Annotated in this window: 26 protein-coding genes; 14 read left to right on the top strand and 12 right to left on the bottom strand. The window is 50.3% G+C overall.

Annotation, left to right across the window (positions count from 1 at the left end):
* The 8 genes from AC1HCM_RS00285 to hypF all read right to left on the bottom strand — a co-directional run.
* A partial coding sequence (locus tag AC1HCM_RS00285; protein ID WP_479459774.1) for a HyaD/HybD family hydrogenase maturation endopeptidase occupies positions 1-483 on the bottom strand: 483 nt, incomplete at its 3' end.
* Positions 483-1,190, bottom strand: a complete 708-nt coding sequence (cybH, locus tag AC1HCM_RS00280) for a Ni/Fe-hydrogenase, b-type cytochrome subunit (protein WP_479459773.1) — start codon at positions 1,188-1,190, stop codon at positions 483-485. The genes cybH and AC1HCM_RS00285, both read right to left, overlap by 1 nt.
* Complete coding sequence (locus AC1HCM_RS00275) at positions 1,187-3,082, bottom strand: nickel-dependent hydrogenase large subunit (protein ID WP_479459772.1); 1,896 nt, start codon at positions 3,080-3,082, stop codon at positions 1,187-1,189. Before AC1HCM_RS00275 ends, cybH begins: the two co-directional genes overlap by 4 nt.
* Positions 3,083-3,095: 13 nt before the next feature.
* Complete coding sequence (locus AC1HCM_RS00270; protein WP_479459771.1) at positions 3,096-4,157, bottom strand: hydrogenase small subunit; 1,062 nt, start codon at positions 4,155-4,157, stop codon at positions 3,096-3,098.
* Between the two features lie 95 nt (positions 4,158-4,252).
* Positions 4,253-5,089 (bottom strand): GGDEF domain-containing protein, encoded by an 837-nt coding sequence (locus tag AC1HCM_RS00265; protein WP_479459770.1) that lies wholly within the window; start codon positions 5,087-5,089, stop codon positions 4,253-4,255.
* 93 nt (positions 5,090-5,182) lie between these two features.
* Positions 5,183-5,788 carry a TetR/AcrR family transcriptional regulator gene (locus tag AC1HCM_RS00260; RefSeq protein ID WP_479459769.1) on the bottom strand — a complete coding sequence of 202 codons (606 nt, stop codon included), beginning with the start codon at positions 5,786-5,788 and terminating at the stop codon, positions 5,183-5,185.
* Positions 5,788-6,528, bottom strand: a complete 741-nt coding sequence (gene hypB, locus AC1HCM_RS00255) for a hydrogenase nickel incorporation protein HypB (protein WP_479459768.1) — start codon at positions 6,526-6,528, stop codon at positions 5,788-5,790. Before hypB ends, AC1HCM_RS00260 begins: the two co-directional genes overlap by 1 nt.
* 29 nt (positions 6,529-6,557) lie before the next feature.
* Complete coding sequence (gene hypF, locus AC1HCM_RS00250) at positions 6,558-8,813, bottom strand: carbamoyltransferase HypF (RefSeq protein ID WP_479459767.1); 2,256 nt, start codon at positions 8,811-8,813, stop codon at positions 6,558-6,560.
* A 108-nt stretch (positions 8,814-8,921) separates the two neighbouring features.
* Between hypF and AC1HCM_RS00245 the strand changes: the two genes are divergently transcribed.
* Together AC1HCM_RS00245 and AC1HCM_RS00240 are read left to right on the top strand one after the other, a co-directional pair.
* The gene (locus AC1HCM_RS00245; RefSeq protein WP_479459766.1) at positions 8,922-9,779 is read left to right on the top strand and encodes an NADH-quinone oxidoreductase subunit B family protein; all 858 of its coding nucleotides are present in this window, start codon (positions 8,922-8,924) and stop codon (positions 9,777-9,779) included.
* Positions 9,776-11,095 carry a nickel-dependent hydrogenase large subunit gene (locus AC1HCM_RS00240; protein ID WP_479459765.1) on the top strand — a complete coding sequence of 440 codons (1,320 nt, stop codon included), beginning with the start codon at positions 9,776-9,778 and terminating at the stop codon, positions 11,093-11,095. Before AC1HCM_RS00245 ends, AC1HCM_RS00240 begins: the two co-directional genes overlap by 4 nt.
* Before the next feature lie 22 nt (positions 11,096-11,117).
* Here AC1HCM_RS00240 and AC1HCM_RS00235 read toward each other — a convergent pair whose 3' ends face one another.
* Together AC1HCM_RS00235 and AC1HCM_RS00230 are read right to left on the bottom strand one after the other, a co-directional pair.
* Positions 11,118-11,576, bottom strand: coding sequence for a DUF1641 domain-containing protein (locus AC1HCM_RS00235; RefSeq protein ID WP_479459764.1), 459 nt, complete (start codon positions 11,574-11,576; stop codon positions 11,118-11,120).
* Between the two features lie 10 nt (positions 11,577-11,586).
* Entirely contained in the window at positions 11,587-11,997 is a 411-nt protein-coding gene (locus AC1HCM_RS00230) for a helical membrane plugin domain-containing protein (RefSeq protein ID WP_479459763.1), read from the bottom strand.
* A gap of 154 nt (positions 11,998-12,151) precedes the next feature.
* Between AC1HCM_RS00230 and AC1HCM_RS00225 the strand changes: the two genes are divergently transcribed.
* From AC1HCM_RS00225 to AC1HCM_RS00180, 10 genes are all read left to right on the top strand, one after another.
* Positions 12,152-13,123, top strand: a complete 972-nt coding sequence (locus tag AC1HCM_RS00225) for an NADH-quinone oxidoreductase subunit B family protein (protein WP_479459762.1) — start codon at positions 12,152-12,154, stop codon at positions 13,121-13,123.
* 23 nt (positions 13,124-13,146) lie between these two features.
* Entirely contained in the window at positions 13,147-14,781 is a 1,635-nt protein-coding gene (locus tag AC1HCM_RS00220) for a nickel-dependent hydrogenase large subunit (RefSeq protein ID WP_479459761.1), read from the top strand.
* Positions 14,781-15,539: a hydrogenase maturation protease gene (locus tag AC1HCM_RS00215; RefSeq protein WP_479459760.1), complete on the top strand. Its 759-nt coding sequence runs from the start codon at positions 14,781-14,783 to the stop codon at positions 15,537-15,539. The genes AC1HCM_RS00220 and AC1HCM_RS00215 overlap by 1 nt, the downstream gene beginning before the upstream one ends.
* 22 nt (positions 15,540-15,561) lie before the next feature.
* The gene (locus AC1HCM_RS00210) at positions 15,562-15,738 is read left to right on the top strand and encodes a hypothetical protein (RefSeq protein ID WP_479459759.1); all 177 of its coding nucleotides are present in this window, start codon (positions 15,562-15,564) and stop codon (positions 15,736-15,738) included.
* Positions 15,739-15,750: 12 nt separating this feature from the next.
* A complete protein-coding gene (locus tag AC1HCM_RS00205; RefSeq protein ID WP_479459758.1) occupies positions 15,751-15,969 on the top strand; it encodes an AP2 domain-containing protein in 219 nt (72 codons plus the stop codon).
* Positions 15,969-17,186, top strand: coding sequence for a tetratricopeptide repeat protein (locus AC1HCM_RS00200; RefSeq protein ID WP_479459757.1), 1,218 nt, complete (start codon positions 15,969-15,971; stop codon positions 17,184-17,186). The genes AC1HCM_RS00205 and AC1HCM_RS00200 overlap by 1 nt, the downstream gene beginning before the upstream one ends.
* A complete protein-coding gene (locus tag AC1HCM_RS00195) occupies positions 17,167-17,994 on the top strand; it encodes a NifU family protein (protein ID WP_479459756.1) in 828 nt (275 codons plus the stop codon). Before AC1HCM_RS00200 ends, AC1HCM_RS00195 begins: the two co-directional genes overlap by 20 nt.
* A gap of 83 nt (positions 17,995-18,077) precedes the next feature.
* The gene (locus tag AC1HCM_RS00190; protein ID WP_479459755.1) at positions 18,078-19,055 is read left to right on the top strand and encodes an NHL repeat-containing protein; all 978 of its coding nucleotides are present in this window, start codon (positions 18,078-18,080) and stop codon (positions 19,053-19,055) included.
* A 6-nt stretch (positions 19,056-19,061) separates the two neighbouring features.
* Positions 19,062-20,213, top strand: coding sequence for a hydrogenase formation protein HypD (hypD, locus tag AC1HCM_RS00185; protein WP_479459754.1), 1,152 nt, complete (start codon positions 19,062-19,064; stop codon positions 20,211-20,213).
* Entirely contained in the window at positions 20,210-21,901 is a 1,692-nt protein-coding gene (locus AC1HCM_RS00180; protein ID WP_479459753.1) for a hydrogenase maturation protein, read from the top strand. The genes hypD and AC1HCM_RS00180 overlap by 4 nt, the downstream gene beginning before the upstream one ends.
* Here the strand turns inward: AC1HCM_RS00180 and hypA are convergent.
* Positions 21,873-22,220: a hydrogenase maturation nickel metallochaperone HypA gene (gene hypA, locus AC1HCM_RS00175; RefSeq protein ID WP_479459752.1), complete on the bottom strand. Its 348-nt coding sequence runs from the start codon at positions 22,218-22,220 to the stop codon at positions 21,873-21,875. The genes AC1HCM_RS00180 and hypA overlap by 29 nt on opposite strands.
* Positions 22,221-22,280: 60 nt before the next feature.
* Here hypA and AC1HCM_RS00170 point away from each other — a divergent pair, with 60 nt between their 5' ends.
* Both AC1HCM_RS00170 and AC1HCM_RS00165 read left to right on the top strand, forming a co-directional pair.
* Positions 22,281-22,979, top strand: a complete 699-nt coding sequence (locus tag AC1HCM_RS00170) for a Crp/Fnr family transcriptional regulator (protein WP_479459751.1) — start codon at positions 22,281-22,283, stop codon at positions 22,977-22,979.
* An 11-nt stretch (positions 22,980-22,990) separates the two neighbouring features.
* Positions 22,991-23,650: a class I SAM-dependent methyltransferase gene (locus AC1HCM_RS00165; RefSeq protein WP_479459750.1), complete on the top strand. Its 660-nt coding sequence runs from the start codon at positions 22,991-22,993 to the stop codon at positions 23,648-23,650.
* On the opposite strand, the gene AC1HCM_RS00160 is transcribed toward AC1HCM_RS00165, so the two are convergent.
* A partial coding sequence (locus AC1HCM_RS00160; RefSeq protein WP_479459749.1) for a phenylalanine--tRNA ligase subunit alpha occupies positions 23,637-24,155 on the bottom strand: 519 nt, incomplete at its 5' end. The genes AC1HCM_RS00165 and AC1HCM_RS00160 overlap by 14 nt on opposite strands.

The following is a 24,155-nucleotide window of genomic DNA, read 5'->3' as shown; positions in this document are numbered from 1 at the left end:
CTTTGTCTTCTGAAGGGGTCTTACACCCCAGGCTTCAAGCTGTTTCAGAGCCATGCGGATGAGCTCCGGCATGCTCTCCCTCACCTCGGGAGAGAGCTCCGTACCGAGCTCAAGGACCTTCGGCTCTATTCCCATTATCACTATCTCCTCAAGCTCACTTCCCCTAAGCTCAAGGAGTCCAAGAACCTCCTGAAGGCCTATCTCGTGCATTGATACCTTCCTTCTGAAGTAGCTCTTTACATCCTCCCCCCTGAAGGTGTAAAGGTCGCCCGGCTTTCCACCTCCGAGGATGGCATCAAGGACGAGAAGCCTCTTTGCTCCCTCAAGGAAGTAGAGCAGGTCTATTCCGAGAGTCCCCCCATCAAGGAGCTCCACCTGAGGCGGGAAGTCGTAGCTCTCCCTGAGCATCTCCAGCGCCCTGACGCCCAAGCCTTCATCGCACAGGATGGTGTTTCCGATCCCCAGAACAACGGTCTTCTTCATCACTTCAGGTCCTCTATATCAACAGGCTCCTTCTTGAAGAACTTGTAGCCGTTGAACATGGATGAGAGCTCCCCGTTCTTCTTTATCGCCTCCTCCCTTACCACGAAGTAAACGTGCAGCACAGCAAATATAATTATGAGCCAGGCGATCCAGTGGTGCCACATATGGGTCGGGAACTCGCCACCCAACAGCCATATAATCCAACCGAAGAGAGAAGCCCAGAAGCCCTCCGGATTTGACATCCCGTACATGGCGAAGCCCGTAATTATCATAAAGAGTATGGCGAGGTAAACGAGGGGGTAAACCGTTCTGGCGCAGGCGTTCCTTATGTACTCGTGCCCCTCGTCGTCCCTCATGAGGAGAAGGTACTTGAGGGTTATCTCCTTGAGCCCTATCCAGTAATCCTTCCTCCAGAGGGTTGGCACGACGAGCCTGTCCCGCTTGCTCACCAAGGATATGAGCACCCTGAACAGGAAGCTTGCGAGAAGTATGTAGCCCGCCATGAAGTGCACCTTTCTTATGAAGCCCATGGTTATGCCTTCCTCGTAAGCGTAGGTAGCCTCAACACCCGTTGGACCCTGGAAGAAGGGCGTGCCTATGTAGAGACCCGTTGCAAAGAGCGTTATTATCGTAAGGAAGTTGATCCAGTGCCAGAGCCTAAGGGCTGGGCTGAAGATGTATATCTTCTTTGCCTCCTCCACTCTCATAGCTGACCTCCCTGAACCTTAACGTGGACTATCTCTCTACCCTCGCTGTCATAGAGGTGGGTTGAGCAGGCGAGGCAGGGGTCAAAGGAGTGAATCCCCTTCAGGACCTCTACGGGCTTTTCAGGAATCTTTACCACCGTGTCCTTCATGCACTCCTCAAAGGCACCCTGACCGCCCATGGGGTCCCTCGCTCCGCCGTTCCAGGTTGTGGGAACTACCGCCTGGTAGTTGGCTATCTTTCCGTCTTTGATTACACACCAGTGACCGAGGGCGCCCCTCGGAGCCTCCGTTATGCCCACACCCTTAGCCTCCTTGGGCCACTTCTGGGGTTCCCACTTCTCCATGTTTGCAACCGCCGTATCGCCCGCCTTTATGTTGTCTATTAGCTTCTTGAAGAAGTAGAGGTTTGCAGCCGCACCTATCTGAGCCTCAAGTCCCCTTGCGGCTGTTCTTCCTACAGTTGTCGGTAGCCATACGTGGGGTGGAAGACCGAGGACCTTGGATACGGTATCTATCTGGTTCACAACCATCTCGTCAATCCAGGATGGCTTTATGTGTCCCTGCTTAACTCCCGTGTAGACAACGATGTACCTCGCCAGAGGTCCTACCTCACAGGGTTTTCCCCTCCATCTCGGAGACTTTATCCAGGAGTACTTGCCCTTCTCGTCCAGATACTTCCAGTTGGTCTTCGTTCCCTCCTTGGGACCGGTGTAGTTGGGCTCAGTTATTCCCTCCCAGGGGTGAAGTCCCTTGCTCTCGTCGGGATACCTGTACCAGGAGTGGGCTACGAACTCCTGTATGATCTCAGGATCTGCGAAGTCCTTACCCACCATGGGATGATACTTTGCCCTGTCCACACCCTTGGCGAAGTCTTCAACCACCCCGTTGGAGTGGTAGAGTATCCTGTTGTGATAATCCCCTCCCTTTATGCTCTCGTAGGGTTCATCGGGGAACTCACCGTATCCGAGGACCCTCCTCTTGGAGAGACCGCCGCCGTAAGTCCAACCCTTCTGGACGTAGATGTGCCCTATAGCCAGCAGGTCTATGAGGTAAAAGAGGTTTACAGCCTCTACCTGTGTGTATATGGCGTCCTCAACGACTGCGAGCTTCTCCGCGTTTATTGGGGCGTTCATGTCGTCCATGGATATTGAGCACATCATACCTCCCACTATGTAGTGGGGGTGGGGGTTCTTACCTCCGAAGACGACCTGAGGTATGAAGAGCTCCCTCTGAACATCAAGCATGTTCAGGTAGTGGGCTATCGCCATGAGATGGACCTCAGGCGGGAGGAGCTTGTAATCCGGGTGGTCCCACCAATGGGCTGCGAATATCCCGAGTTGACCGCTCTCAACGAGCTTCTTTATCTTCTCCTGGAAGGCTCTGAAGTATCCCGGCGTTGCCTTGGGGAACTTTCTGGGGTATGCCCTGTGTCCGAGGGGGTCTGGCATTAGCTCCGCTATCGCTCCGTACTTCTCAAGGAGCTTGTTCTGAAGTGCCGCAGTGGCAACCGGATCAGCCTTGAGAGCCTCAACCGGAGATACCCAGTCAAGGGCGTGGAGGTGGTAGAAGTGAACGGTGTGGTCGTGAACCTGAAGGGAGCCGTACATTATGTTCCTTATGTAGTTGGCGTTCTTGGGTATCTTTATCCCCAAGGCATCCTCAACACACCTGACCGAGGCGAAGGCGTGGATGGAAGTACACACACCGCATATCCTCTGGGCAAAAGCCCAAGCATCCCTCGGGTCCCTACCCTTCAGTATCACCTCTATCCCCCTCCACATGGTCCCTGAGGAGAGGGCATCCTTCACCTTTCCGCTCTTCTCATCAACTATGAGCTCTATCCTCAGGTGTCCTTCAATCCTCGTAACCGGGTCAACAACAACCCTCTTCATAACTCACACCTCCTTACTCTTCCTTCTTACCGGAGTTCCTCACCTTAGAGAGAACGCCGTGGACAACCGCTCCGCCGACAGCCGCAGCCGCCGCGACAGCACCCACCTTATCCGCGCTAGCCTCCTGCTTGGGCACTGGTATGTTGGTGAGTCTCTCGTAGAAGGGTCCGTTATCCCAGAAGTCTTTCTCCGCACAGCCTATACATCCGTGTCCCGCCTGAATAGGGTAGGAAAGTCCGTTGTACCACCTTATGCTTCCACACTGGTTGTAGGTCGTGGGTCCTCTGCACCCAACCTTGTACAGGCACCAGCCCTTCTTTGCGTTATCGTCATCAAAGCGCTCAACGAACTGCCCTGCGTTAAAGAAGGCTCTCCTGTAACAGGTGTCGTGAATCCTGTTGCCGTAGAACATCTTCGGTCTCCCCTGAGAGTCAAGGGGAGGAATCCTGTCAAAGAGAACCATGTACGTGATGACTCCCGTCATAACCTCAGCTATGGGCGGACATCCGGGCACCTTGACTATAGGCTTGTTGGTTATGACCTTATCAACGGGAACTGCCGTAGTGGGGTTCGGCTTAGCCGCCTGAACACATCCCCATGAAGCGCAGGAACCCCAGGCTATTATAGCCTTCGCCCCCTCTGCCGATTCCTTCAGGTGCTCAAGGAAGGGCTTGCCGGCAACTATGCAGTACATCCCCTCCTCTCCAAGGGGAGGGTTTCCCTCTACGGCGAGGATGTAGTTCCCCCAGTACTCCTTCATTATCCTCTTCCTGTGCTCCTCAAGGGGTTCTCCGGCTGCCGCCGATAGAGTGTCGTCGTACTCAAGGGATATCATGGAGAGAACCACGTCCGATGCGAGGGGTGTTGCGGACCTTATGAAGGACTCCGAACAGCAGGTGCATTCAAGCCCGTGTATCCATATAACGGGAACCCTTGGCTTTGTCTCCATTGCCCTCACCACAGTAGGAACCATTGAGGGAGCGAGACCCATCATCCCCGTCACTGTCGTAGCGAACTTCAGAAAGTCCCTCCTGCTCACCCCGTGCCTCTTGAATACCTCCCAGAAGGTCTCCATACCAAACCTCCTTAATGAATATTCGTTCAATAATATGATAACACTCACATGATTTATGTCAATAAAAACTTCCTTAGGAGGGTTATAAGGGTTTCTTATAGACTCTCTACCCTGTTCTTTCCCTTCTCCTTCGCAAGGTACATAGCCCTATCAACCCTCGCAAAGAGGGTCTTCAGGTCCTCATCTCCTTTCAGACCGGTAACCCCAATGCTAACCGTCAGTCTGTCAACACCGAAGTCCGTATCCTCTATCCTCCTTCTGAGCCTTTCGGCGACCCTCATGGCGCTTCGGGGGTCTGTTTGTGGCAGGACTATAAGGAACTCTTCACCGCCGAACCTTCCCGCTATATCTGTAGCCCTTATCTCAGCCCTTATCAGGCTCGCCATCTTTCGGAGAACCTCATCCCCCTTCTGGTGTCCGTAGGTATCGTTTATCTGCTTGAAGTTATCAACATCTATCAGGAGTATGGATAGGGGACTTCTGTACCTTTTAGCCCTCTCAATCTCCTGTCTCAGGATCTCCTCAATCTTCCTCCTGTTGTAAAAACCCGTCAGGCTGTCAACGTCTGCAAGGAACCTCAGCTCCCTGATCAGGTCCGTAACGTACCTGTCAAGGTAGAGCTCTATAAAGAGGTCCTCATCAATCCTGTTTGCCACAACAACGTGGATATCGCCGTTGTGTTCGTGGTAGGCGTAGGGCTCGTTCCCGCTGATAAGCCTCTTTACGGGACAGACACTCTCCCCATAAATCTCCCAGCAGGGTCTGCTCAGCTTGTGGGTCACTTCGTAGCACTTCTTCCCTTCAGCGGTGAACCTCTGCTGGGCAGTGTCGTTCATAAGGACCACGTTGTAGTCCGAGTCAACGGCTATGAGTGGGAAGGGGATTACGTTGCATAGCTTGAGCAACCCCTCCCTTTTTATGCTGTCAAGCATATCTACTCCCCTCCTGATGTGATTTTGGGATAAATATAGGAGAGACTTTAAGGAAGAAGCCATCAATGGCTCTTATGGGACGATAAGCAGGCTTTATCTCGCCCTCAGGGCGTTCCATATGTTTTCGGAAACCTCCGGTGCATACTCCATGAGCGGCTTGTCAAGGACACCCTCCCCGTGGAGGAAAACCATGCCCCCCATGGGACCCATGACGGTAACGAAGGCTGGGAAGAAGTCCTGGTTCCTGAGCTCCCCCTTCTCCACACCCTCGGACAGGAGTATCATCACCTCGGTGACCACCTCGCCAACGCAGGCAAAGCCCTCGCATCCTCCCTTGAATATCTCCCTGTTGGACAGGAAGACCCTCAGGAAGTAATCTATCAGCTCGGGCTCTTTGAGGGATATCTCAAAGAAGCTCTCAACGAGCTTGCTAATCTTCTCCCTGACCGGTATATCTTTCTCGTTTATTGACCTCAGCCTCTGGGCAACCCACCGGGAGACGGTGAGCATGACCTCCTTGGCGAGCTCCTCCTTGGACTCAAAGTAGTTGTACAAATTTCCGACGCTCATGCCGAGCTCGTTGGCTATGTCAGGCATGGAGGTGTTGTAGTAGCCCCGCTCCGCAAAGAGCTTGCAGGCTGTCCTTATTATCTGGAGCTTCTTCTCCTCCTTGAGCTTCTCCCTCGTGCTCTTTACCATTACACAGCCCTCAAGTTCCTCTTTGTCTTAAGAAATTCTATCCAAAGCTCAAAGCCCTCGCCAGTCTTTGAGGACAGCTTTATCACGTCTATCTTGGGGTTTACGCTCCTTGCTGAGCTCACCGCTCTTGTGATGTCAAAGTCCATGTAGGGGAGCAGGTCAATCTTTGTTATCAGCATGAGCTCAGCGCTCCTGAACATGACGGGGTACTTCTCGGGCTTGTCGTCGCCTTCGGTTGTGGAGAGAAGGACTACGTTGAGGTGAGCACCCACGTCGTAGCTTGCTGGACACACGAGGTTGCCGACGTTCTCTATAAAGACTATGTCAAGCTCCTCAAGGGGAAGGTGGTGGATGCCCTCGTGAACCATGAAGGCGTCAAGGTGGCATGCCTGTCCAGTGGTTATCTGATGGGCAGGAACACCCTTAGCCCTTATCCTCTCCGCATCCCTGTTAGTCTCCAAGTCCCCCTCTATAACGCCTATCCTGAGCTCATCGCCCACAAGCTCTATCGTCTTCTCAAGGAGTGTGGTCTTCCCCGCTCCCGGTGAGCTCATCAGGTTGACCGCAAGTATCCCGTGCCTTTCAAAGTGTTCCCTGTTTGAGTCAGCCTGTCTGTCGTTCTCGTCAAGTATCTTTGTAAGGACCTCCACCGTCTTTTTATCCTCAAGGGAAGGGTTGGTGTGGTGGTGCTGATGGCTGTGGTCGTGGTCGGTTATAGAACACCCGCAGTCTCTACACATATCAATCCTCCCTGAACGTTCATTCGTAATTAATATACTCCCTGAGCCAAAGCTGAGAAGAGTATCTGTCCCAGAGATATACCTCCGTCGTTGGGAGGCACCCTTCTGTGGGTATAGACTTTAAAGCCACCGCTTTCAAGAAGCTCCTTTATCCTGCCCACAAGGGGGTCGTTCTGCATCACCCCTCCCGAGAGGCAGAGCTTCTGGATCCCGACCTCCTTTGCTACCCTGAGGGTTATTTGAGCCAGCGTGTTTATGAATCGTGAGGAGGCAAGCCTCGGGTCTCTTTCTTCAAGCAGGGCTAAGAATAGGGGAGCCCAGTCTATCTCTCCCCCTTTGAGCTCAAAGGGGTAGTGTCCCTTTACAAGGGGGTCGTAGAGGTCCTCAAGCATCATCGCAGCCTGACCTTCGTAGGAGAGCCTTTGCCTTATGCCGAGGAGGGATGAGACGCCGTCAAAGAGCCTTCCAACCGATGAGGAGAGGGGAGAGTTTATACCTCTCTCCCAAGCTATGTACAGATTTTCCACCTCCCTCTCCTTCATTCCTATCCTTTTTAAATCAATCACGCCGAAGGCGTCCTTTCCGAATATATGAAAGAGGATAGAGAGCAAGACCCTTCTGGGCTCCTTTACAGCCTTCTCCCCGCCTATCAGCCTGAAGCTCCTGAAGTGGAATACCCTCTCGTATCCGCTCCTGTTCGTGAGCAGGAACTCCCCGCCCCAGAGGGTTCCGTCCTCTCCGTAGCCCGTCCCGTCCCAAGCCACCCCCAGGACATCCTCCACCAAGCCGTTCTCAGCCATGCAGGAGAGCACGTGGGCATAGTGGTGCTGAACCTTCAGAAGGGGAATACCTCTCTCCTTTGCAAACTCCTCAGCCCAGCGGGTAGTCTCGTATCGGGGGTGAAGGTCGCACACTACAAGCTCGGGGCTGAATTCATAGAGACCCATGAGGTCGTAAACAGCTTCTGCGAAGGCTGAGAGGGTGGTCAGGTTCTCTATATCCCCGATGTGCTGGCTCAGTATAGCTCTGTTGTCCATCCCGAGGGCGAAGGTGTTCTTTAGCATGCCTCCGACAGCAAGGACCCTCTTGCTGAGCTTTGCGGGCAGCTCTACGGGCATCGGGGCGTAGCCCCTTGAGCGCCTCAGGGGTGTTGGAGAGCCACCTATCACCTTGACGACGGAGTCATCGCACCTCCTCTTTATCTCTCTGTTGTGGAGAAGGAGGGCATCGGTAAACTCCGAGAGTCTCTTAAGAGCTTCTTCGTTGTCCTTGACTATAGGTTCGTCCGAGAGATTTCCGGAAGTTGCCACAACGGGGAAGGGAAGGTTTCTCAGGATGATGTGATGTAGTGGTAAGTAGGGCAGGAAGGCGCCGACCCTCTTCAATCCGGGGGCAACTGCAGGAGCGAGCTCCCTCCTCTTTCTGACGAGAACTATGGGTCTTTCGGGTGAAAGCAAAAGAGCCTTCTCCAGCTCCGTCGGTTTGGCGTACTCCTCCACCTGAGACAGGTCTCTAAACATGACAGCAAAGGGCTTTTCCTGCCTCCTCTTCCTCTCACGGAGACTCCTTACCGCTTCCTCGCTGGTGGCGTTGCACAGAAGGTGAAACCCCCCTATACCCTTGACAGCCAAAATCTTCCCCTCCTTCAGCATCCTCAGGCTCAGCTCAAGGGCTCTTTCCCTCTGGGCTATCAGCTCTCCCGAAGGGGTGTAGAGACTTAGCCAGGGTCCGCACACAGGGCAGGCGTTCGGCTGGGCGTGAAACCTCCTGTTCAAGGGGTCTCTGTACTCCCTTTCACAATCGGGGCACATCTCAAAGACTCTCATCGTGGTGTTCGGTCTGTCGTAGGGGAGCTTCTCAATTATCGTGAACCTGGGACCGCAGTTGGTGCAGTTTATGAAGGGGTAGAGGTACCTCCTGTCGGAGGTGTCAAAGAGCTCCTTTAGACACTCATCGCAGGTCGCTATGTCCGGTAGTATGAAGACCTCCTTTCTGCCTTCTTCCTCGCTCTCCCTTATCTCAAACTCTCTGTAACCTACAGGGGGAAGCTCCTCAACCTCCTGAGAGAAGAGGTGTGCGAGGGGGGGCTTTTTCAGGTGAAGGTCAATCAGGAACCTCTCAAGACGGGCTACCTCACCCTCTACCTCTATCAGGACTCCCCTTGAGTCGTTTATAACGAGGCCCTTAAGACCGAGCTCCCTCGCTATCCTGTAAACGAAGGGTCTGAAGCCAACTCCCTGAACCGCACCCTTTAGCTCTATCCTAAGTCTCTTTGCTCTGGACATCCGGTAGGCTTAATATAAGTTTAATGAATCAGCATTCAACTTGAATCTGCTTCCTAATCTTGATCATAGTGGGAAGGGCTTTACGTTCAAGATGTCCAGCTTATATTCATGCTCATGAATGTTATCTGGATACAAAGGCTCTCATGCTGTGGTAACACCCACTCATTCCTCAACTATGAAAGCATAGAGCACATATTTAACGAGTTCAATTTTCTCTATCACCCTTCCTTGAGTACAGAGCCAGAAGACCATGTTCTCCAAGATATTCTTGATGGCTATGTGCATCTTGATATATTGCTTGTTGAAGGTGCAGTACGTCAAGATGACAAAGTTATAAGAGATATAGCTTTAAAAGCTAACTATGTTGTTGCTGTAGGAAACTGTGCTTCATTCGGAAATATTCCTGCCCTTTCGGATAAAGGTGTTTGCGGGCTTCAGTACAGATTTAGGGAGAAAGGCGGGCTACTCGGTAAAGACTTTAAGAGTAAAAGGGATCTACCCGTGGTAAATATCTCTGGTTGTCCTGCCCATCCTGAGTGGATAGCAGGGACTCTTATAAAGTTAAAAAATAAAGGGTATATAGAGCTGGATGAGTGGGGAAGACCCAAAGACTTTTACAGCTCCTTTACTCACTGGGGCTGTTCCAGAAATGAGTACTTTGAATGGAAAGTGGAATTGACTAGTCTGGGAAGTTCTAAGGGATGTCTGTTTTATAAATATGGTTGTAGAGGACCGATGACGAACTCTATGTGCAATATAATTCTCTGGAATGGTGTAAGCTCAAAAACAAGGGCTGGTACACCCTGTTTCGGTTGCACGGAGTTCGATTTCCCTAGAAAGAATTTATGGGAGACCAAAATATTCGCTGGTATGCCTGCTGAGCTTCCTCGAGGAGTATCTAAAAGGGCGTATATAATGATATCAGGATTGGCGAAGACGTTCACGCCGGACAGATTAAAGAAGTGAGGTTAACTAAAGAAGTTCTCCTTAGAGTTGAAGGTGAAGCACTTTTAGAGCTTGAATGGGGTGGTGGGATTGTAAAGGATGCCAAAATCATACTCCCCTCTACAAGGAGCATAGAAAAGGTTCTTAAAGGTAGACCTGTTATGGATGCTCTCGTTCTCGTTCCACGTGTTTGTGGCATTTGTGGACATGCCCATCTTATGGCCTCTGTAATGGCAATAGAAGATGCCCTAATTGATGTTCCTATCTCACACAAAGCTAAAGTTGTTAGAAACATAACTTTGACAAGTGAAATAATTCAAAATCATATCAAATGGTTCTATCTTTTTATACTGCCAGACATATTGGAATTTAAAGTTATTGAAGGATTTGTGCCATTTAAAGGTAGAAAATGGATCAACGCTATAAAAATTGCTAGTCTTATGGGAAAGCTGATAGCACTGTTTGGTGGGCAATGGCCCCACTCGTCCTATGCTGTGCCAGGTGGGATCACTTCCAACTTTAAGGAGTCTGATATATATAAGGCTATATCTTTGTGTAAGGAGATTAAGGATTTTTTCTTTCAACAGGTTGTAGATATTGAAGAAATTGAATTTAAGGAGTTGGTAAAGAATGAAGGTAATCCACAGAAAATAGGCGGTGACCTAGGGTTGTTCTTAGAAGTATGTGAAGAGTTTGGACTTTCTGATATGGGAACATCCTACAACAGGTTCTTCACAGGAGGAGAGATATTTCCCTGTGTTGAACCTGCCCACTATACTGGGATTAAAAAACTCAATCATGTTACTATATCACGTATTAAAGAGGTTCAAGGAGCGGAAAGCTATTCTAAAGCTTACGCGGTACTGTATAGGGATCTACCCTATGAAACGGGGCCACTTGCAAGACAGTTTTTGTCTGGCAATAAGACTATCAAAGCTTTACATAAAACATATAAAGACAGTTATATAACTCGTGTTTTTTCAAGAGTAATGGAGATAGGTATTATGTGCCTTCATCTTGAAGATCAGCTCTACGAACTAATGAGGGTAATAGACGAGGAATCTTGCATAGATATAGGTGTAGACTTGAAGAGTTTTTCAGGAGCTGGGTCCTCAGCTGTTGAAGCTGCCAGAGGAACTCTTATTCATAAAATACATATAGATAAGGGAAGTATAAGAGACTATACTATCATAACGCCTTCTCAGTGGAACCTAGGTCCTCGGGTAAATGGTTTCCTTGGGGTTGCAGAAAAGGCAATAGTGGGCGTTGATAGTTCTAATAAAGCACAAATGATAGTAAGGAGCTTTGATATGTGTTCGGTCTGCACTACTCACTGATAGACGGCAATCTATGCTGTGCTCATGCATTGTTTTTGTTATCCTCTATAAGCCTGGCTATGTTCCTCATCAAAAGGAGGAAGAATCCCATTGTGAGCTTAACCTCTTCATCATTCAGCTCTTTTAATAGTTTCAAAGGACCAACCTTCGGTCTATTTCTCTTTGCATCCACATAGGCTTCGTAGTTGGCACGTGCAAAGTCTCTTAAGTTCCCTATCTCCAGAACACCGATAAGCTCATCAAGCCATCTGTCAAGCTTCATAGCGTGTTCTTTTACGCCTGCCTTTCTTATCCCCTCCTCTTTTGAGTATATAAGCCTTACCATGTCCTCCTTCATGCTCATGTATTCGTGGATGACTTCAGCAAAGTAGGCGATCGCGTCCATGTTCTTTAGAAGATTGAGCAGGTGATGGATATTCTGAGGGTCTTTAAAATACTCCTCTACCAACAGATCCTCATCAATCCGCAGGAAGCTGTACATGTGCTCCTCCTTACTTTCTGAGGGACTCTCCGAACTTCTTCAATACCAGTAGGAGAAAAGCCAAGGACCTCTGTATATCCTCATCCGTCAGCGCCCTGAGCAAACCAGTTATGCTCGTCCTGTAATTGTTTTCCTTAACTTCGGCTGCTGACTCGCCTATAGCATCCAGCAGGGAACTGAATTCCCTGCTCCCTATCAGGGAGCTCAGCTTAGACAAGGTCTCTGTAAAATCTGTTTCGCGCCCTATAACCTCCCTGTACTTTACTACCTCCTCATTCAGCGACTCAATTATGAAGGGAAACCTTTTAACAAAGTCATCAAAGGCTTCCAGCAAAAATATAAAGGTGTCAATCCTATCCGAAAGGTCCCTAATTAATGCGTTTGTCCCATTTCCATCCAGAAAGATCCCTTTCTCCGCCATAGCACACCTCCTTCACACTCCCTGTTCTAATCTAAGGTAGATGAATATACATTCACTGTCTATAAAATCTCCTTATAAAGCTTATAAGGTGAATGAATTGACATTCAAAATAAGACGGGCAGTATAAATAAAAACTAAGGTATGGAGGTGAGCCATGGCTACACTTCTTTGGCTACACGGAGGGGCGTGTAATGGAAACACCATGTCCTTTCTTAACGCGGAGTACCCATCCGTATGTGACCTCGTCACAGACTTCGGTATAGAGATACTCTGGCACCCTTCCGCCGGTCTTGAGATGGGAGACCAGCTCGTGAAGTTGCTAAATGACATCCTCAACGGGAAGATACCTCTGGACATATTCGTCTTTGAGGGAACGGTGATTCAGGGACCTAACGGCACCGGAAGATACAACATGTTTGCAGGCAGACCTATGAAAGACTGGGTACACGACCTGGCTCACACAGCCCAGTTCGTTGTGGCGGTGGGAAACTGTGCGTGTCAGGGTAACATACCTGCGGTTCCTCCCAATCCTACTGAGTCAACGGGGCTCCAGTTCCATAAAACGGAGAAGGGTGGATTTCTGGGAGCGGGCTTTCTTTCTAAGGGAGGGCTTCCGGTTATAAACATACCCGGATGCCCGGCTCACTATGACTGGATCACACAGATTCTGGTTGCCCTTGCGGTCGGAAGGGCGGAGGATATAGAGCTCGATGAGTTCCAGAGGCCTGTTACCTTCTTCAGGACCTTCTCCCAAACCGGTTGCACACGTGTTCAGTTCCACGAGTGGAAGATAGCCTCCGAGGAGTTCGGTCAGGGGACGAGGAAGGGCTGTCTCTTCTACGAGTTGGGTTGCAGGGGACCCATGACACATGCACCTTGCAACAGGATACTGTGGAATGGGGTGAGCTCAAAGCAGAGGTCCGGACATCCCTGTATCGGCTGTACCGAGTTCCAGTTCCCCTGGTTCGATCTCGCACCAGGAACCGTATTCAAAACCCAGAAGGTCGGGGGTGTTATACCGAAGGAGACAGTTTACGAAGCGGACAAGCTTACCTATATGATACATGCTGCAGCAGCGAGACTCGCTGCGCCAAAATGGGCTACTGAGGATATGTTTGTCGTTTGAAAAATCTTTAAGGAGGTGTAGCTATGGGTAAGCGTCAGAGCTTGGTCATAGATCCCCTGGCGAGGCTTGAGGGGGATGTAAGGGCTGAGGTTCAGGTTGAAGACGGAGTAGTGGTAGATGCCAACGTAGAAGCGGTTATGTTTCGCGGATTTGAAATAATCCTGAGGGGAAAGGACCCTCTCGCCGGGCTAATCGTGACTCCCCGGGTGTGCGGTATATGCGGTGGCTCACACCTTTACAAAGCTGCACAGGCGGTGGACACTGCGTGGAGAACACAGGTACCACCGAACGCTTGGTGGATAAGGAATATAGCTCAGGTTACGGAAACCCTTCAGTCGGTTCCCCGCTGGTTTTACGCTATATTCGCAATAGACCTTACCAACAAGAACTACGCAAAGAGCAAACTGTACGATGAAGTGGTGAGAAGGTGGGCACCCTTTGTCGGTAAGACCTACAAGATAGGTCTTGAGATATCCGCTTTGCCTGTGAAGATATACGCTATGTTTGGAGGACAGTGGCCCCACTCTTCCTTTATGGTCCCCGGAGGGGTAATGTGTGCACCCCAGCTCGATCATATAACCCGTGCCCATGCACTGCTGGAAAGGTACAGAACCGAGTGGCTTGAGAAGGTATGGCTCGGGTGTTCCGTGGATAGATGGCTGGAGAATAAGACCTGGGAAGATGTTCTAAACTGGCTTGAAGAGAGCGAAAGTCACAGGGACTCCGATTGCGGTCTCTTCATAAGATTCTGTATGGAGAACGGTCTGGACAAGTACGGCGCCGGAGTGGGTAACTTCCTTGCCTGTGGGACTTACGTAGACCCTCAGTTTTACCCCGTATCCACAATAGAAGATAGGAACAAGGCTCTTCTCGCTCCATCCGGTGTGGTTTACCGCGACAAGTACTACCCCTTTGACCATCTGAATGTAAGAGAGGATATCACCCACTCATACTTTGAGGGCTCTTCCCTTCTGCATCCTTGGGAGGGTGAGACGATCCCCCTCGATCCGGAGGAAGCTAAAAACCAGGGCAAATACTCCTGGGCAAAATCGCCGAGATACATGATAAACGGTCAACCTGTGCCTCTTGAAGCTGGACCTCTGGCGAGGCAGGTGGTGGCGGGTTATGAGGAAGCAAAGCAGTCATGCAGTGCAGCAGGATGTATAGAACACGCTATAGATCCTCTCTTCAGAGATATAGTGAATAAGATAGGTCCGAGCGTCATGGTCAGGGTTCTCGCGAGGATGCATGAAGCGGTCAAATACTACAAGTGGGCAAAGGAGTGGCTCGGGAAGATAGACTTTAACAATGACGTTTTCTATAAGAAGCCTGAGGAACTCCCTGAAGGTAAGGGGTTCGGTGGAACGGAGGCTGCCCGCGGTGCTCTTATGGACTGGATAGTTATAGAGGATGGCAAGATCAAGAACTACCAGATAGTAACCCCAACAGCGTGGAACATAGGTCCCAGAGACAGCAAAGGTCAGATGGGTCCTATAGAAAAGGCCATAGTTGGATCCCCGATAAAGAATCCTGAAGATCCCATAGAGGTCGCTCACGTGGCACGCAGCTTTGATTCATGCCTTGTGTGTACGGTGCACGTCTATGACAGGAAGAGCAGAAGGGAGCTTGCGAGATACAAGCTGGGTGGTTTCAAGTAATGTATAGAACGGTAATCATAGGCTGCGGTAACCCCATACGTGGAGATGACGGAGCGGGTCCCCGCCTCATAAGGAAACTCTGGGAGCGGGGACTGCCCCCCGGTGTAAACCTCGTTGATGGGGGGACATCGGGAATAGATGTCGTATTTCAGATGAAAGGTGCGGATAAGGTTGTTATAGTGGATGCATGTCTAACGGGGGAAGAACCCGGAACTATATTCAGGGTGCCTCCTGAAGAGATAGAGTCACTTCCGTCACCTGAGGAGGCGCATCTACACTCTATAAAGTGGTTCCATGCCATATCTATCGGTAGGTTCCTGCTTAACGGCGAGTTTCCCAAGGAGATATGCGTCTTCCTGATTGAAGGGAAGAACTTTAACATAGGTGAAGAGCTCTCCGAGGAGGTGAAAAAAGCCCTTGAGCGCCTTGAGGATATGATCATGGAGGAGTTTGTAGAAAGGAGCACGGGAAGCTACACTGTTGAGCTCGATGAAAATGGTTATTTGAGGATTCCAGCTCAGCTGGCAAACACTCACTTTGGGAGTGCCATGTCAGCTGCCGTTGTTCCTAGAGGTATGGAGTTACATATATTCCCTCTGCCCAACAGCAAGCAGGGAGGACTGCTCTTAAAAAGGCTGAATAGGGAAGGTGACAGGGCGATCCTCGTATGGGAGATAATACCTCCCGGTATAGAGCCGGGCGGTAAGAAAGCTGTTTGGGATGATGATAAAAGAGCGCTTATCGTGTCATTAATTTAGAAACCTGCAAGGAGGTGCTGCCATGAGAAGAGTGTTTATTTTACTGACCTCAGCGATGGGTATTTCCTTTGCACACATGAAGCCCTATCCCCACACCCATGTAGGATTCCTGCACCCGGAAGACATACTTATGATTGTGGGAGCTATAGGTGCTTTGGCGGTGGGTGCTTTCCTTGCCCTGAGAGTTCTCAGGACCTGAGGGAGGAGCATTATGTTTCCCAATAAAGCCCTTTTAGCAGACACCTTCGTTGAGAAGGTAGATGGTCAGTGGGCTGTTTTTGTTGAAGTCATCTTTGAAGATTGCGTGGTTAGGAAGGAGATAAGCAGACACTTCAGTGAAAAGCAGGCTCAAATAGCGGCAAACTATATAAGACGAAATATAAACAGGGATATACCTTTTCCACCCGATGGTCTGGGAGGTTGCTGTTGATGGATGACTTCAGGCTAATATATCCCCAATCCCTCGGACTCTTCCCCCTCCCTTACTCCTTTATACTTCTTCCCTATATAGAAAACTGGGAGAGCTGTATAAACAGCGTTATAAAGCTTGAGCTTTCTGATATTCCCGAGGAATGGGCGTTTGTAAAGTATATAGCGGAGGGAAATGTAAAGGACGCCGTTGAAAACATAGAACACTTTCAGTCGGGTGATATAAGGGAATACAACCTCGCAGTGATAGGCAGGGATGAAGAGCATATCCGTGCACTGAAAGGCAGGCTCAAGGACCAGCTCTTAAAAGACCTGTTAACCCTTCTGCTGAGCTTAAACGAGGGAAGGCACTTTCTCTTTGAAACGAAAAGAGGAGACATAAACTCTCTCATATTCTTCGTAAACGCTCTCATCAGTGTGGGCATAGGAGATAGGTCTGAGGCTTTATCTATGCTGGACTCCGCCCTTAAGGAAATAGGGGATGCTTCTCCCATCTTCAAAGCCTATATCCTCTTTAAGAAAGGGTCTATCGTTCGGGATCAGAAAGGGGACAGCTACCATCTTATATCTCTGTTTGAAGACGTAATAAATACCTTAAGAGAAACACAGGCGAACTGGCTGAAAGGGGAGATCCATTTCCAGCTCGGGAGCATGTACTCAACCTTCGGAAACCTGACGGAGGCTGTAAGGAACTTTGACAGAGCCCTATCTTATATTGACAAGGAAAAAGATCCCTATACGTGGGCGCTTATACAGAACAACAAAGGGCTTACCTACCTGTCAATACCCGCTCAGGAAGTGGAGGATCAGTTCCGCCTCGCCATGGGTGTTCAAAGCATCAAAAAGGCGCTGGAGGTATTTGCTAAGGACAGGTATCCGGACGAATGGGCGAGTGCCACCCTCAACTATGCAAACGCCCTCCAGTATCTGCCCTCCGGTAATCCTATAAAGAACCTTCTCAAGGCTGTAGAGCTTTACGAAGAAGTAATGGAGTACAGAAAGAGGTCCGGCGATAGGGAGGGCTATGCAAGGGTCCTTGCAAACATGGGTAACGCTCTCGCACATCTGGGAAGGCTTGAAGAAGCCAAGGAGAAGCTCACGGAGGCAAGAACGATATTCGCAGGCCTTAACATGTATGAAGAGGTTGAGGCTATCAACGGGATACTTGATGAGATAAAAACAGTGGAGGTATCTGAAGGTGGAAACTCTGAAGGATAGAGATCTTGCTAAGATAGCTGAAGAGATAGATGAGGTCATAGAGAAGATAAAAGAACTTCCGGAAGAAAGTCTTAAGCTTGTAAGCAGGCTCAAGGAGCTTATTGAAGAGTTTCATAGACTACCTCTCGTGAAGCTGGTTAGATTCCTGAAAGGATCTGAGGAGGGCAAGAAACTTCTCCTGGAGATGGTGAAAGACCCAGATATATACACCCTTTTCCTGAAGCACGGTATAGTGAAGCCTGACATAAAAACTCAGGTCGTTAAAGTTATAGAGATGATAAAACCCTATGTAAGGTCTCACGGCGGTGATGTAGAATTTGTAGATATAAAGGATAACGTTGTCTTTGTCAGGCTTAAGGGTGCATGTCAGGGATGCTCACAGGTAAGCGTAACCCTTAAAGAAGGCATACTTGAAGCGATAAAGAATCATGTTCCCGATATAAAGGATGTGAGGCTTGCAGAAGACAAGCCTGTGGAAGGATTCATTGAGTTCAGGAAAGAAACAAGCTGGAGAAAGACTTACAAGCTTTCTGATCTGCAGGAAGGCAGTATGGTTACTTTCAAGGACAAGGATGTAGATATTTTCCTGATAAACTGGCGTGGAAAGATATATGCCTACAGAAACTCCTGTGCTCACCAGGGACTTCCTTTAACCGGAGGTGAAATAACCGACAAGGGAACGGTGATCTGCCCCTGGCATGGTTTTGAATACGACATAACCTCAGGTGAATGCATTACTGCACCTCACATACAGCTTGAACCAGTTCCTGTAAGGATAGAGGGCGAATGGGTTCTTGTAGGAGCTTAACAGGCTTTCAGCCCTGCATAGTTCTGGGAGAACCTTCTCAGGGCGGCTTTATGGTCCCTTCCGCAAAGGCTTCGGAGAAGGGTATGTACGGACCGCGGGGTGTGTTTTACGATGGCTCCATACTCGCTGTTGCGGATACAGGAAATCACAGGGTTTTGATCTGGTTCTCCCTGCCCGAAGAGGATCATGCAGAAGCTGATATAGTTCTGGGTCAAAGAGATTTCTCATTAGACAGCCCCAACGCAGGGGGTGATCTGAGAAGAGGTCTTTACATGCCCTGCGGTGTGGTTATACAGGATAACAAGCTCATAGTTGCTGATTCCTGGAACCATAGAATCCTTTTATGGGATGGCATACCGGAGAGCAGTTTCGCTCCTCCCGATCATGTTATCGGGCAACCTGACTTCATGACCACAGAGCCGAGCAAAGGAAAGCATGTTAAGAATTACCGCTTCTTCTGGTGCTATGGTATCGGATTTGTGGGAGATTATTTTTTTGTCTGCGACACTGGAAATAGAAGGGTCCTCGGGTGGAGGGGCATTCCGGATTATGAACAGGAACCTGATATCTTGATAGGGGGAGAAGAGCTGTTTATATGGCCCCACTCCATATGTGGAAATGAAGATGTGGTTTTCATAGCTGATGCAGGAAATCACAGGGTTCTCGGCTGGAAAGGTATTGATAAGCTCAGCGGAACTCCATCAACAATACTTGGACAGAGAGGACTCTCTCATTCGGAGGAGAACCCTTATGAACCTCAATCCGCAAGCTCCCTCAGGTTTCCCTACGCTGTTAGTATGGACAGCGATCTTATGGCGGTTGCGGATACAGCAAACAACAGGGTTCTTCTATGGGAACCTTTACCTGCTGAAGGTGCATTTATACCCGCCGGCGGTGTGATAGGTCAGCCAAACTTTGAGGAACATGGTGAAAACAGATGGGAAGGGGTTAAGAGGGATACCCTCTGCTGGCCCTATGATGTTCATATATACAGAGATCATATATTTATAGCTGACACCGGGAACAACAGAGTTGTGGTTTGGAGCTCTTTTAGGAGGTGAAAAGCCATGGTAGAGGTTTCTTTAGACGTCTTTGCCGATTTCAGGGACAGAGATAAAGCCCTCACGCTGGTGGACAATATTAAGAGAGAGTTAGATAGAGCGGGAAAGGATATAAACATAATGGAGTTCTGCGGGGGACACACCCACGCCATAATGAAGTTCGGCATAGACCAGCTCCTTGAGGGCAGGGTGAGGTTCGTCCACGGTCCGGGCTGTCCCGTGTGCGTTATGCCGATGAGCAGGATAGACCTTGCCATAGAGCTGGCAAAACGTCCGGAGGTTATACTCTGCTCCTACGGAGACCTGCTCAGGGTACCCGGCTCGGGGAGGAAGAGCCTCTTAAATCTGAGGGCTGAAGGCTCCGATGTCAGGATGGTTTACTCCTGCCTGGACACGCTGAAGATAGCGAGGGAGAACCCGGACAGGGAGGTCGTTTTCTTCGCCATAGGCTTTGAGACGACAACTCCCCAGACCGCCGTCCTGATAAAAAAGGCAAAGGAGGAGGGGATAAAGAACCTCTCGGTCGTGTGCAACCACGTGATAACCCCAGCAGCTATACAGCACATACTCAACGCCCCCGAGATAAGGGAGATAGGGAGGGTTGAGATAGATGCCTTCATAGGACCGGGGCACGTAAGCGTGATAATAGGAACAAAGCCTTACCACTACTTTGCTGAGGAGTTCCAAAAGCCCGTCGTCATATCGGGCTTTGAGCCGGTGGACGTCCTTCAGTCCGTTCTCATGATAGTGAGGCAGATAGCCCAGGGACGGGCTGAGGTTGAAAACCAGTACGGGAGGTTCGTAAGCTACGAAGGCAACCAAAAGGCTCAGAGGCTCGTCGCTGATGTCTTTGAGCTCAGGAAGGAGTTTGAGTGGAGGGGGCTCGGAAACATCCCCTACAGCGCCCTCAAGATAAACTCAAGGTACGAGGAGTTTGATGCTGAGAGGAGGTTTGAGGTCTCCCTTCCAAAGCCCAAGGAACACCCTGCCTGCATATGCGGTAAGGTGATAAGGGGCGTCGCCCTGCCGACAGACTGCAAGCTCTTCGGTACCGTCTGCACCCCCTCCAACCCCCTCGGCTCCTGTATGGTCTCCTCCGAAGGAGCCTGCGCAGCTTACTTCAAGTACAGGAAGGACCTGGTAGAGGCTCAGGCATGAGGATTCTCTTTCTCTGCTACAGGTTCAACTCCCTCTCCCAGAGGCTTTACTGTGAGCTTACCGAGAGGGGACACGAGGTCTCCGTTGAGCTGGACGTTCACCCAGAGCTTACCATAGAGGCTACCGAGCTCTACAGACCGGACCTGATAGTGGCTCCCTTTCTCAGGAGGAAGATACCCGCAGAGGTTTGGAAAAAGTATAGGACGCTCATAGTCCACCCCGGACCTCCGGGAGACAGGGGACCGAACGCCCTTGACTGGGCAATCCTAAGCGGTGTGAAGGAGTGGGGAGTCACCCTCTTGGAGGCTTGTGAGGAGTACGATGCGGGGGATGTATGGGCTTACAGAACCTTCCCCATGAGGTTTGCTAGGAAGTCAAGCCTTTACAGGAACGAGGTTACCGAGGGTGCGGTTGAGTGCGTCCTTGAGGCTCTGGATATGATTGAGAAGGGTGAGATAAAAAAGGAGCCTCAGGGAGAGAGATTCATCTGGAACAGGATTGAGAAGGAGAGGAGGAGGGTAAACTGGGAGGAGGACTCAACCCTTGAGATAATTAGGAAAATTTATGCCTCCGACAGCCAGCCCGGAGCCATCGGTATCCTTAGGGGAAAGGAGTACTATCTCTACAACGCCTACCCGGAGGAGCTGAAGGGAAAGCCGGGACAGGTGGTGGCAACAAGGGACGAGGCTGTGTGTATAGGAACGAAGGACGGAGCCCTCTGGATAACCCACCTGAGGGAGATGGATAAAGAGTCAATAAAGCTTCCCGCAACAAGAGTCTTAGGAGGCTTGGATACTCCCGAGGTCGTGATAAAGCCGTGGGAGAGGGTGGACTTCAAAACCTACAGGGAGATAGTGTACGAGGAAGAGGACAAAGTCGGATACATCCGCTTTAACTTTTACAACGGTGCCATGTCCACCGAACAGTGTGAGAGGCTCAGAGAGGTTGTGAGCTACGCAAAGAAGAGACCTATTAAAGCTATAGTCCTGCTCGGACAGGAGGACTTCTTCTCCAACGGGATGAACCTCAACACCATAGAGGATGCCCATAGCCCGCCGGACGAGAGCTGGAGGAACATAAACGCCATGGACGACCTGTGCGAGGAGATACTGAAGACACCCGACAAGCTCACCGTGGCTGGTATGCAGGGAAACGCAGGAGCGGGAGGAGTATTCTTAGCCCTCACCTGCGACCTCGTCTTTGCCAGAGAGGGAGTGGTGCTCAATCCCCACTACAAGAACATAGGGAACCTCTACGGTTCCGAGTTCTGGACCTACACCCTGCCCAAGAGGGTAGGCTGGGAGAGGGGAAGGCAAATAATGGAAGAGAGGATGCCCATAAGCTCAAGGAAGGCTAAGGAGCTCGGTCTGATTGATGATGTGTTCGGAAGGACTCCTTCGGAGTTCATTAAAAAACTGAAAGATAGGCTCAAGAGCTTCCTCTCCTCGGAGGAGTTTACGAAGTTTATAGAAAATAAGAGAAATGAAAGGAACTCAAAGGAGTGGCTTGAGCTTATAGACAGATGCAGGAGGGAGGAGCTTGAACACATGAAGCTTAACTTCTACGGTTTTGACACGAGCTACCACATAGCCCGTTACTACTTCGTTCACAGGAAGCCCCACTTCAGGACACCTCCATACCTTGCAAAGCACAGAAGGCTCAATCGCACTCCAGCTCAAGGCTCTTGAGGAACATATCCTCTCCACCTATCACCTGCGTGTTCAGAGAGCCACAGTGAGGACAGAGAGCGTTAAGCTCCTCCTTCTCACTCACCCTACCGCAGTCCTCACACCTTAACTTGAGCCTCTCCACCTCAATCACGAGCTCCGCATTCCTCGCTATCGTTCCCTCCTTGAAGGTATCAAAAGCCATCTCAAGGAGGTGTGGCTCAACCCCCGATAAAACACCCACCTGAACTACTATCTTAGACACAGACTTAGCATTGTTCTCCTTCGCATGCTCCTCCACCAGACCGAGAAGGCTCTGAACTATTGAGAACTCGTGCACCCTTTAATTTTATCCCCGCACGAGCTTGACAGGAAGTAGCCCCGACCTAAGATTTTCCCGATGGAAAACCCTCTGAGAGAAGAGAAGGTATGGTATCTGAAGAACCTTGATATACTCTCGGGACTCAGTGAGGAGGAGCTTAAGTTCCTTGACGAGAACTCCGTCGGCTTGAACCTTAGTAGGGGGGAGCTCGTTTACTCTCCCGAAGAGGAGGAAGAGTTTCTTTACTTCCTAAAGAGGGGGAGCGTTAAGCTCTACAGGATTGAGCCCAGTGGGAAGGAGATAACCCTCGCCGTTCTGGGACCCGGAGATGTCTTCGGAGGTATATCTCCCTATGAGAGGGGTAACTATAGGGAGTTTGCGAAAGCCCTTGAGGACACCTTCCTCTGCCTCATAAACAGGGAGGTATTCTTCTCAAGGATGAGCAGGAATCCAACAGTGATGTTGAGGTTCAGCAGGTTTCTGGGACTCCTTACCTACGAGCTTGAGCTTAGGCTGGAGGAGGTTGTCTCAAAGCCCGTCATCAGCAGAGTATCATCCCTTATCATCAGGCTCTACAGGAAGTTCGGCGATGGAAAGGGTAATATAACCGTCCCTCTATCCCACAAGGATATAGCTGGTATGGTCGGTGCTACGAGGGAGGCGACCACCCTTTCCCTGAACGAGCTCAAGAGAGCAGGAGCCATCTCACTCGGGAGAAAGAGGATAAAGATAACAGACCTTGAGAAGCTGAGGGAATTTGCAGGGGAAGTGCTGTAGAATTATTCAACGTGACTTACAGAAAGGTTGCAGATATATTCTCCCAGATAAGCGGGGTTTACGACCGGTTCCTCAGCCTTGCTACAGCCGGACAGATACACAGATGGCAGAGAGACCTCCTTTCAAGTATGAACAGGGAGGGAAACTGGCTTGACGTGGGGACCGGGACCGGAGAGCTCCTGAGGAAACTCGGTGACGACTGGAGGGGGATAAGGGTTGGGATTGACCCAGCCTTAGGCATGCTCCTTGTAGCCAAGAAGAAGTGTCCCGGCTGCTTCTTCCTTCAGGCTGTTGGCGAGAGCCTCCCCTTCAAGGAGGGGTCCTTCAGGAACCTCTCCCTCTCCCTCGTCTTCAGGCACCTTGAGAACAAGGAAGCTTTCCTGAGGGAGGCTTTCAGGGTTCTTGAGAGCGGAGGGAGGATAGGGATACTTGATATAGGCAGGTTCAGGGGAACCCGAGTCCTGCTCCTGCTGATGAGGACCATCCTAAAACCCTTCGGAGTCCTGATATTCGGAAAGGATAAGTGGAGCTTCTTCATCCACTCCGTTGAGGACAGCTTATCTCCTGAGGAAGTGGAAGCTATGCTGAGCTCTTCTGGGTTCTCGGTTGTCGGTAAGGAGAGGAGGCTTCTGGGTGTGGTGCACCTGATAGTTGCCGTTAAAACTGCCTGATGAACCTTATGTCGTTTTCGTAAAAGAGCTTTATGTTGTCTATACCGTAGAGGAGCATGGCGAGCCTCTCCACGCCCATGCCGAAGGCAAAGCCCTGATATATCTCCGTATCAATACCACAGCTCTCAAGCACGGCGGGGTGGACCATGCCACAGCCCATAACCTCAAGCCAGCCCGTCTCCTTACAGACCCTGCAACCCTCCTGAGAGCATATAACACAGCCTATATCAACCTCGGCGGAAGGCTCGGTAAAGGGAAAGTAGGAGGTTCTGAACCTGACGGGAAGGTCAGTCTGAAAGAACTCCCTGAGAAACTCCTCTATTACGTACTTCATGTGCCTGAAGTTGGCGTACTCATTGACAACGAGACCCTCAACCTGATGGAACATGGGAGAGTGGGTGGGATCATCGTCCCTCCTATAAACCTTTCCCGGCGCTATTATCTGTATGGGTGGCTCTTGCCTGAGCATGGTTCTTATCTGAACCGGGGATGTGTGGGTTCTGAG

The organism is Hydrogenivirga sp., from assembly GCF_056450045.1.
This window is presented reverse-complemented; position numbering and strand designations above follow the sequence as displayed.

Coding starts and splice junctions, on each gene's coding strand:
- cybH (WP_479459773.1), bottom strand. CDS start 1,190: ATGAGAGTGGAGGAGGCAAAGAAGATATACATCTTCAGCCCAGCCCTT.
- AC1HCM_RS00275 (WP_479459772.1), bottom strand. CDS start 3,082: ATGAAGAGGGTTGTTGTTGACCCGGTTACGAGGATTGAAGGACACCTG.
- AC1HCM_RS00270 (WP_479459771.1), bottom strand. CDS start 4,157: ATGGAGACCTTCTGGGAGGTATTCAAGAGGCACGGGGTGAGCAGGAGG.
- AC1HCM_RS00265 (WP_479459770.1), bottom strand. CDS start 5,089: ATGCTTGACAGCATAAAAAGGGAGGGGTTGCTCAAGCTATGCAACGTA.
- AC1HCM_RS00260 (WP_479459769.1), bottom strand. CDS start 5,788: ATGGTAAAGAGCACGAGGGAGAAGCTCAAGGAGGAGAAGAAGCTCCAG.
- hypB (WP_479459768.1), bottom strand. CDS start 6,528: ATGTGTAGAGACTGCGGGTGTTCTATAACCGACCACGACCACAGCCAT.
- hypF (WP_479459767.1), bottom strand. CDS start 8,813: ATGTCCAGAGCAAAGAGACTTAGGATAGAGCTAAAGGGTGCGGTTCAG.
- AC1HCM_RS00245 (WP_479459766.1), top strand. CDS start 8,922: ATGCTCATGAATGTTATCTGGATACAAAGGCTCTCATGCTGTGGTAAC.
- AC1HCM_RS00235 (WP_479459764.1), bottom strand. CDS start 11,576: ATGTACAGCTTCCTGCGGATTGATGAGGATCTGTTGGTAGAGGAGTAT.
- AC1HCM_RS00230 (WP_479459763.1), bottom strand. CDS start 11,997: ATGGCGGAGAAAGGGATCTTTCTGGATGGAAATGGGACAAACGCATTA.
- AC1HCM_RS00225 (WP_479459762.1), top strand. CDS start 12,152: ATGGCTACACTTCTTTGGCTACACGGAGGGGCGTGTAATGGAAACACC.
- AC1HCM_RS00220 (WP_479459761.1), top strand. CDS start 13,147: ATGGGTAAGCGTCAGAGCTTGGTCATAGATCCCCTGGCGAGGCTTGAG.
- AC1HCM_RS00215 (WP_479459760.1), top strand. CDS start 14,781: ATGTATAGAACGGTAATCATAGGCTGCGGTAACCCCATACGTGGAGAT.
- AC1HCM_RS00210 (WP_479459759.1), top strand. CDS start 15,562: ATGAGAAGAGTGTTTATTTTACTGACCTCAGCGATGGGTATTTCCTTT.
- AC1HCM_RS00205 (WP_479459758.1), top strand. CDS start 15,751: ATGTTTCCCAATAAAGCCCTTTTAGCAGACACCTTCGTTGAGAAGGTA.
- AC1HCM_RS00200 (WP_479459757.1), top strand. CDS start 15,969: ATGGATGACTTCAGGCTAATATATCCCCAATCCCTCGGACTCTTCCCC.
- AC1HCM_RS00190 (WP_479459755.1), top strand. CDS start 18,078: ATGTACGGACCGCGGGGTGTGTTTTACGATGGCTCCATACTCGCTGTT.
- hypD (WP_479459754.1), top strand. CDS start 19,062: ATGGTAGAGGTTTCTTTAGACGTCTTTGCCGATTTCAGGGACAGAGAT.
- AC1HCM_RS00180 (WP_479459753.1), top strand. CDS start 20,210: ATGAGGATTCTCTTTCTCTGCTACAGGTTCAACTCCCTCTCCCAGAGG.
- AC1HCM_RS00170 (WP_479459751.1), top strand. CDS start 22,281: ATGGAAAACCCTCTGAGAGAAGAGAAGGTATGGTATCTGAAGAACCTT.